The sequence below is a fragment of the Roseicyclus sp. genome (assembly GCF_052168335.1).
Classification (GTDB): domain Bacteria; phylum Pseudomonadota; class Alphaproteobacteria; order Rhodobacterales; family Rhodobacteraceae; genus Roseibacterium.
The window spans coordinates 1-7930 of the sequence record NZ_JBQLZP010000167.1 but is presented as its reverse complement, the minus strand read 5'-3'; the positions used below and the strand labels follow the sequence as shown (position 1 = coordinate 7930).

The 7930-nt window shown below is 73.4% G+C and carries 9 protein-coding genes; 2 read left to right on the top strand and 7 right to left on the bottom strand.

Annotated elements, in window-relative coordinates; all coding sequences use genetic code 11:
• The coding region (locus ACTS11_RS05195; protein WP_442639279.1) for an adenine phosphoribosyltransferase at positions 1–537 on the bottom strand (537 nt) is incomplete at its 3' end.
• Positions 538–571: 34 nt separating this feature from the next.
• On the bottom strand, positions 572–1243 hold the full coding sequence (locus tag ACTS11_RS05190; protein WP_442639278.1) for a DUF2927 domain-containing protein: 672 nt from the start codon (positions 1241–1243) through the stop codon (positions 572–574).
• 224 nt (positions 1244–1467) lie between these two features.
• Between ACTS11_RS05190 and ACTS11_RS05185 the strand changes: the two genes are divergently transcribed.
• Positions 1468–1992 carry a hypothetical protein gene (locus tag ACTS11_RS05185; RefSeq protein ID WP_442639277.1) on the top strand — a complete coding sequence of 175 codons (525 nt, stop codon included), beginning with the start codon at positions 1468–1470 and terminating at the stop codon, positions 1990–1992.
• Positions 1993–2239: 247 nt separating this feature from the next.
• Here the strand turns inward: ACTS11_RS05185 and ACTS11_RS05180 are convergent, their stop codons facing one another.
• The 4 genes from ACTS11_RS05180 to ACTS11_RS05165 form a co-directional block, all read right to left on the bottom strand.
• The gene (locus ACTS11_RS05180) at positions 2240–3154 is read right to left on the bottom strand and encodes an alpha/beta hydrolase family protein (RefSeq protein ID WP_442639276.1); all 915 of its coding nucleotides are present in this window, start codon (positions 3152–3154) and stop codon (positions 2240–2242) included.
• Positions 3151–3780 carry a LysE family translocator gene (locus tag ACTS11_RS05175; protein ID WP_442639275.1) on the bottom strand — a complete coding sequence of 210 codons (630 nt, stop codon included), beginning with the start codon at positions 3778–3780 and terminating at the stop codon, positions 3151–3153. Before ACTS11_RS05175 ends, ACTS11_RS05180 begins: the two co-directional genes overlap by 4 nt.
• A gap of 60 nt (positions 3781–3840) precedes the next feature.
• Positions 3841–4722 (bottom strand): S-methyl-5'-thioadenosine phosphorylase, encoded by an 882-nt coding sequence (locus tag ACTS11_RS05170; protein ID WP_442639274.1) that lies wholly within the window; start codon positions 4720–4722, stop codon positions 3841–3843.
• Between the two features lie 144 nt (positions 4723–4866).
• On the bottom strand, positions 4867–5472 hold the full coding sequence (locus tag ACTS11_RS05165) for a flavin reductase family protein (protein ID WP_442639273.1): 606 nt from the start codon (positions 5470–5472) through the stop codon (positions 4867–4869).
• Between the two features lie 85 nt (positions 5473–5557).
• Here ACTS11_RS05165 and ACTS11_RS05160 point away from each other — a divergent pair, with 85 nt between their 5' ends.
• Complete coding sequence (locus ACTS11_RS05160; protein ID WP_442639272.1) at positions 5558–6034, top strand: GNAT family N-acetyltransferase; 477 nt, start codon at positions 5558–5560, stop codon at positions 6032–6034.
• Positions 6035–6126: 92 nt separating this feature from the next.
• On the opposite strand, the gene ACTS11_RS05155 is transcribed toward ACTS11_RS05160, so the two are convergent.
• On the bottom strand, positions 6127–7737 hold the full coding sequence (locus ACTS11_RS05155; RefSeq protein ID WP_442639271.1) for a GMC family oxidoreductase: 1611 nt from the start codon (positions 7735–7737) through the stop codon (positions 6127–6129).
• Between the last annotated feature and the right edge of the window lie 193 nt (positions 7738–7930).

The window sequence follows — 7930 nt, the reverse complement described above, 5'->3', positions numbered from 1 at the left end:
GAGCCCCTCGTAGGCGCAGATGGCGTGGACCGCCATCCCCATGTCCTCGAGCTTGCGCCGCCCGCCGAGGTCCGGCAGGTCCACGACGAAGGCGCAGCCCACCACCTCGCCGCCGAGCCGCTCGATCAGGCGGATGCCGGCCTCCGCCGTGCCGCCCGTGGCGAGGAGGTCGTCCACCAGCAGCACCTTCTGCCCCGCCTGCACCGCGTCGTCGTGCATCTCGACCGTCGCGCGCCCGTATTCGAGCGCGTAGTCCTGCTCGATTGTCGCGGCCGGCAGCTTGCCCTTCTTGCGGATCGGAACGAAGCCCTTCGAGAGCTGGTGCGCGACCGCGCCGCCGAGGATGAAGCCCCGCGCCTCGAGCCCCGCCACCAGGTCGATGCGGCTGCCCACGAAGGGCGCCAGCAGCTGGTCGACCGCCAGCCGGAAGCCGCGCGGATCCTGGAACAGCGTCGTCACGTCCCGGAACAGGATCCCTTCGTGGGGGAAGTCGGGGATCGTGCGGATGTAGTCCTGGACGGATTTGGTATCGAGCATGGGGCAGGGGCCTTTGTGGGGGCGCGAGGCGCCGTCAGAAGCGGGGATAGTGGCGGCGGAGCGCGGCGGCGTCCTGTCCGCGCAGGCGCGTGACCGAGTTGCTGTCCTCCGCGAAGATGGAGTGCTGGTAGGCGGGCGACAGGATGTCCGTCACGAGGCCGAGCGACTGCACCAGTTCCTCGAGCACGACCGACGCGATCTCGCGCCGCCTTATGTCGGCGGAGATGGCGATGGCCGCCCCTGTGATCTCCTCCCCCCGCGAGCGGAGCACGATCCGCCCGATGGCAATCTCCGAGCCGTCGAGGTCGGGCACGCTGGTGCCGCTGATCGCACCGCCCTGGGGCGCGTCCACCAGGTAGAAGGGCACGTCGAAGGGTCCCTCGTAGGCGCGTTCGAGAAAGAGGTGGGCGCCCGCGGCGTTGATCTCGTCGATCGCCCGGTCGATGGAGCGGTCCACGAGGTCGAAGCGATAGCTGGCGAAGTCGCCCGCGACCTGCGCGATGCCGACCCGCAGGCGCAGCCGCCGCTCCTCGGGCCACCAGATGAAGGGCTTGGCGCAGTCGCCGCCGGGCGGCGCGGCGCAGGCCACGATCCGGTAGAAGGCCTCGTCCGAGACGAGGTCGGGCACGGCGACGAATTCCTGGGCCTGAGCGCCGCGCGCCAGCCAGAGGAGGAGCACCGAGAGGAGGATCGCCGGACGCCGCATGATGCCTTGATGACAAGGCGTGCGGGCCGGATCAAGCGTCCCCCCGCGCGCCCGCCCGCCGCTGTGGCGCGGAAGGCGCGACGCCCGGGCAACGCCGTGGCCCCCGTCCGCGCGGCGACGGCGTCTCCCCGCTTGTCCTTGCGGGGGCCTCGGCGCGGCGATACCCGCTGGCAAGGTAGCCGCCACGCAGCCACCCGGGACTTGCTTCGGCAGGTGGTGCGGGTGTGCGGATGTTTTCCAGGACATGGCGGGTCGATGCGGCGGGTCACGGCCTCAGGCTGGTTCACGATTGCGACCCGGTGCTGCGCACGCAACTCCGGCTCCACGTCGATGACGCGCTCCTCGCGCAGACGCCATGGCGGCTCAACCTCGCGGCCATCGTGATCCGCGCGGACCTGCCCGACGGCACGCGGGTCGAGGCCACCGCCGCCTACGGCCCGAACGGCTACAGCCGGGTTCACCGCATTCTGGTGAACGGGCGGGTGGCAAGCGGGTCCGCGGAGGTGGCGGATTTCTACGCGACGACCTTCCTCGAGGACCGCACCCACGCGGGACATCTCGCGCGCGGCGCCCTCGCCGCCGCCATCTACGGCGCGCTGATGTTCGCAACGGGGCAGTTCGCGGCCGGAAGCCCCGGCCCCGGACTGGCCGAGAGCGCTTTCTTCGGCGTCGCCATGGCCGCCGCCGACCGCGCGATCACCCGCCGCGCCGCCGCCGATCGCAGGGTCCACGCGCGCGGCGGTCCCTGACGCCGCGCGGGCGGCCTGCCTTCCCCGGGCGAGGGCGTTAAGGGCCAGGGCCCGCTCCGCTCCCACGCGGCCTTCCAAGGGCGCATACCGCCGTCCTCGCCTCGGCGCCGGCCGACGCCCGACCTCCCCAGCGCCGCTTCCGGGCCGAGCGGTTTCTGCGCCGTCATTGCCGCCTTCGCGCGCGCCACCCCGCGCGGCGCCTGCGGCAGCGCATGCGGCGCCGAACTCGCGACGCGGCCCCGGAGCGTCACCCACCGCCGCGCACCGGCCCTATCGTCTCGTCGAGGAACGACAGGACGCCCGCTCGCATCGCCGGGCTCTCCGCGTGGCCGCCCTCCGGCTCCACCAGCACGCGCAGCGCCCCCGCCGCCCCGTAGGCGTCCCGCAGCCGCCCGAGCGCGGGCCCGAGCGCGTCCGGCGGCGTCAGCGGATCGCGCGCGCCCACGCCCACGAATTGCGGCCGGGGCGCGACCAGCGCCGCCACGTCGCCCATGTCCCCCTCCGCGAGCAGTCCCGGCACCGTCATGTAGGGCCCGTGAAGGTCATGCGCCCCCGTCGCGATCAGGGGCCCGACATCGGCGAAGACGCAGAGCTGCGCGCAGGCCGCCACCCGCGGCTCCAGCGCGGCGAGCCAGTAGGCATGCGTGCCCCCCATCGAGAGGCCCAGCGTCGCGATCCGCCCCCCGTCGATCTCCGGCCGGGCCGCCAGCCAGTCGAAGGCCAGCGCCAGTTCCGCCAGCATGCGCCCCATCAGCGGCCGCCCCTCCCAGAGGCAGGCCTTGGCGAGCGCGGCCTCCGGCCCCTCGCCCTGCCGCGCGCCGAAGGGCGCGAGGTCGATGGCGAGGCTCGCGATCCCGCGCTCCGCCAGCGCCGGACCGTAGGGCGCCTGCAACGCGGGCCGCCCGAGGAGCAGCTCCTCCGCACCGCGCTCGTAGCGGTTGCCATGGGCGTGGCAGTAGAGCACGGCGGGATGCGGCCCCGGCCCCTCCGGCCGGAGGTAGAGCCCGGGAATGCCGCCGAGCCGCACGCGGTTCAGCACATGCTCCCCCAGATGCTCCCCCGGCCGCGCGGCCGGCCCCGGCACCGCCTCCGCCCCGCGCGGCGGCCCGCCCGGCAACCCGAGAAGCGCCCAAAGCCGCGTCCGGTCGAGCCCGAGGCTCATCCCCCCTCCCTCCGCACGCCCGCCATGAGGAGCGCCATGGCCACGATCCCGAGCGCCCCCGCCCGCGCCATCCACGGCAGGACCTCGGGCCGCAGCAGCCGCGCCCGGAGCGTGTCGGCCATCAGCGCGTAGCCGAGCGCGTTCATCGCGGCCAGCGTCACGTAGCTCGGCACCATGACGGCCGCCTGCGCGGCATAGGCCCGGGCCGGGTCGATGAACTGCGGCGCGAAGGCGATGAAGAAGGCGATGCCCTTGGGGTTCAGCACCGTCACCGTCGCCGCCTGCCCGAAGCTCTGCCGCGCGGCGACGTGCCCTGTCGCGGCCAGCGTGCGCCCCGCCTCGGACGCGCTCCGCCAGAGGCCGATCCCGAGCCAGAGGAGATAGCCGACCCCCACCCATTTCAGCGCCGCGAACAGCGCGGGCGACCCCGTCACCACCGCCCCCAGCCCCGCGAGCGAGACCGTCAGCGCGACGCCGCCGCCGAGCGCGGCGCCCGCGGCCGTCGCCAGCGCCACCCGGCGCCCCTGGCTCAGCGCCAGCGTGACGACCAGCATGACCGTGGGACCGGGCAGCACGAGGATCGCCGCCGACGCCGCGAGAAAGGCGAGCCAGGTGTCGAGCGGCATCTTGCGGCGGTGCTCCGGGGCGGTCTCACGCCGCCACTGAGCCTCACCGCGCGGGATTTGTCACGCGGAACCGAGCACCCGCCCCGCCACCGCCGAGAGCTTCGCCACCATCGCCGGATCGCGCTTGCCCGGCGCGGTCAGGATCGCGGTGTCGAGCACCCGGTCGCAGCCATGCGGGCAGGACGCGCGCTCCGCCCCGAGAAGCGCGGGCAGCCGCGCCACCATCGCCCGCGCCTTGTCGGCATTGGCCGTCATCGTCGCCACGATCTCGGTGATGTCGACCTCGCCATGGCCGGGATGCCAGCTGTCGTAGTCGGTGACCATGGCGACCGAGGCATAGCAGAGCTCCGCCTCGCGGGCGAGCTTGGCCTCGGGCATGTTGGTCATGCCGATCACGTCGCAGCCCCAGACCTCGCGGTAGAGCCTCGATTCGGCGAGGCTCGAGAACTGCGGCCCCTCCATGGCAAGGTAGGTGCCGCCGTCATGGACCCGGACGCCCGCCGCGCGCGCCGCCTCCGCGCAGGCAGCCGACAGGCGCGGACAGGTCGGGTGCGCGACCGAGACATGCGCCACCAGCCCCTCGCCGAAGAAGCTCTTCTCGCGCCCGAAGGTGCGGTCGACGAACTGGTCGACGATCACGAAATCGCCCGGCGCCATCTCCTCGCGGAACGAGCCGCAGGCCGAGACCGAGACCACGTCCGTCACGCCCAGCCGCTTCAGCGCGTCGATGTTGGCGCGGTAGGGCACGCTCGTCGGGCTGTGGACATGCCCCCGCCCGTGGCGCGGCAGGAAGGCCATCCGAACGCCGCCGAGCCGCCCGGTCAGGATCGCGTCCGAGGGCGTGCCGAACGGGCTCTCGACCGCGACCCACTCCGCCCCCTCGAGCCCGCCGATCTCGTAGACCCCCGAGCCCCCGATCACCCCGATCACCGTCTCCGCCATCGCAGCCCTTCCCTCGCGCCGGTTTCCGCCGCCCCCACGCAACCACCCCGGCCCCGCCCGCGCAAGGCCGCCCGGGCCCGAAACACCCTCTTGCGCTTCATCTTTCTTCAAATACGCACCGCGACGCCCGCCACCGGGCGCGCGTCACTCGCCGGGGCGCTTCAGCTCGAACTTGTCGCGGATCACCGAATAGTCGCGGTAGCCCATGCGCGTCAGCGGGTTGAAGGCGAGCACGTCGAAGACCCCGTCCACCACGCAATCGTCGCGCAGGTGCACGCCCGTGACCTCGCCGAAGACCGCGAAGTTGGCCTCGCCCTCGAGCCGAACGATCTGCGTCAGGCGGCACTCGAGCGAGGCGGGCGCCCCCGCGACGCGCGCGCAGGGGATCGTCTCGCACTCGGCCCGCGCGATGCCCGCCAGCGCGAACTCGTCGGTCTCCTTCGGCCAGGGGCCCGAGGTGAGGTTCATCGCGTCCTTCATCGCGTATTCCACCACGTTCACGCAGAACACGCCCGTCTCGCGGATATTGGCCACGCTGTCCTTGGTGTCGCCCCGGTCCGCCTTGGCGGAGGTCGAGGCGAACATGACCTGCGGCGGCACGTAGGCGACGGCGTTGAAGAAGGAATAGGGCGCGAGGTTCTCCGACCCGTCCGCGCCCCGCGTCGAGATCCAGCCGATGGGGCGCGGCGTCACGATGGCGTTGAACGGGTTGTGCGGCAGGCCGTGTCCCTCGGCCGGACGGTAGAACATGCGGATTTCCCCCTCGCGCGGTTTGGCAAAGGGGTAGCGCCGTGCTAGGCCCGTGGCCAGAGGCGAAGGGCGGACGGCAGGACCCTTGTACGAATTTCTCCGCGAGGAACCGCAGGACAGGTGGGAGGTCGAGGCGCTCTTCGACCTGTGCTTCGCGCCGGGGCGCGAGGCGCTGTCCTCCTACCGCCTGCGCGACGGCGTGCCGCCGGTGCGCGATCTCTGCCTGCTCGCGCGCGACGACCTCGGCATCCTCGCGGGCGCGATCCGCTTCTGGCCGGTGCGCGTGGGCCGGCACGAGGCGCTCCTCCTCGGCCCGGTCGCCGTCCACCCGACGCGCCAGGGCGAGGGGCTCGGCGCCGCCCTCGTGCGCGAGGGCATGCGCCGCGCCGAGGCGGCGCGCTGGCCCCGCACCATGCTCGTCGGCGACGCGCCCTATTACGGGCGCTTCGGCTTCCGCAAGCTCGAAGGCGTCGAGATGCCCCCGCCCACCAACCCCGAGCGCGTGCTCGGCACCGGCAAGTGGGACGGCGTCGAGGGCCGCGTTACCCCCTGGGCCCACTGAGGCCGGGCGAAAAAAGTGCGTATTTGAAGAAAGATGAAGACCAGGGGCGCGCGTCCCCGGCTTTCATCTTTCCCGAAATACGCACTCCGGCCTCACCGCAGGCGCGCCCGGATCATGTCGGAGGCCTTCTCGGCGATCATCGTCACCGGGGCGTGGGTGTTGCCCGAGGGGATCGCGGGCATCACCGAGGCGTCCGCGATCGAGAGGCCGCCGATCCCGTTGACGGTCAGCTCCGGGCTCGTCACCGCGCGCGCGTCGCTGCCCATGCGCGCGGTCGCGACCGGGTGGAAGATCGTCGTCGAGATGTCGCCGGCGGCCTTCAGGAGCGCCTCCTCGCCGTCCACCTCCGCGCCGGGCCTGAGCTCGACGGGGCGGAACCCGGCCATCCGCCGCGTGCCCATCAGCGCCCGGGCGTGGCGGATCGAGGTCACCGCCACGCGCCGGTCGGCGGGGGCGGAGAGGTAGTTCGGCCGGATCGACGGCGGGCTTCCCGGCTCGGGCCCCGTCACGTGGACCGAGCCCCGGCTCTCGGGGCGCAGGTTGCAGACCGAGACCGTGAGCGCCGGGAAGCGGTGGAGCGGCTGCCCGAAGGCGTCGAGCGAGAGCGGCTGGACGTGGTACTCGATGTTGGGCGTCTCGTGCTCGGGCGAGGAGCGGGTGAAGATGCCGAACTGCGAGGGGGCCATGGCCAGCGGCCCCGCGCGGCGCAGCGCGTAGTCGAGCCCGATCCTGAGCCTGCCCCAGGGGCTCGCGTACCAGTCGTTGAGCGTGCGGGCGCCCTCGATCCGCCAGATCGTGCGGATCTGCAGGTGGTCGGCGAGGTTCTCGCCCACCTCCGGCGCGTCGAGCGCCACGTCGATGCCGAGGCCCCGGAGCCGCCCGGCCTGCCCGATCCCGGACAGCTCGAGGATCTTCGGCGTCCCGATCGCGCCCGCCGCGAGCACGACCTCGCCCGCCGCGCGCGCGTGGAAGGCCGCGCCGTCCTGCCGGAAGACGACGCCCGTGGCCCGCCGCCCCGCGAGGCTGAGGCGGGCGACCTCGGCCCCGGTCACGATCCTGAGGTTCTGCCGCCGGCGCACGGGGTCGAGGAAGGCGCGCCGCGCGTTCCAGCGCCATCCGCCCCTCTGGTTCACCTCGAAGTAGCCCGCGCCCTCGTTGTCGCCGCGGTTGAAGTCGTCGGTGCGGGGGATGCCCATCTCCTCCGCCGCCTCCGCCACCGCGTCGAGGATCGGCCAGGACAGGCGCTGCCGTTCCACGCGCAACTCGCCCGCGCCGCCATGCACCGCGTCGCCGCCGCCGTGATGCGCCTCGGAGCGTCGGAAGTAGGGCAGGACGTCGTCCCAGCCCCAGCCGGGGTTCCCCATCTGCCGCCAGAGGTCGTAGTCCCGCGCCTGCCCGCGCATGTAGATCATGCCGTTGATCGAGGAGCAGCCGCCGAGAACCTTGCCGCGCGGATAGTTCAGCGCGCGCCCGTTCAGGCCCGGCTCGGCCTCCGTCTTCAGGCACCAGTCGAGCGAGGGGTCGCCCATCGCGTAGAGGTATCCCACGGGCACATGGACCCAGAGGCGGTTGTCGCTGCCGCCCGCCTCGAGGAGCAGGACCCGGAGCGCGGGGTCGGCCGAGAGCCGGTTGGCAAGCACGCATCCGGCCGAGCCCGCGCCCACCACGATCACGTCCCACTCGCCGAAATCCTGCGTCAGCACGGTCCCGTTCCCCCTCGCGCGGGGCGCGCGGGACCCGTCCCGCCGCTCCCCCGCCCGCAGGCATAGGCCCAGTCGCGCCTCCCGGTCCAGCCTGGCGCGCAACATCAAGGTCGTCCGGTCCCGCAATTCGCCCGGCGTGAAGGCCGCCGGTGACGCCCCAACGCGACACAGACCGCGCAGGGCGGGACTCGTC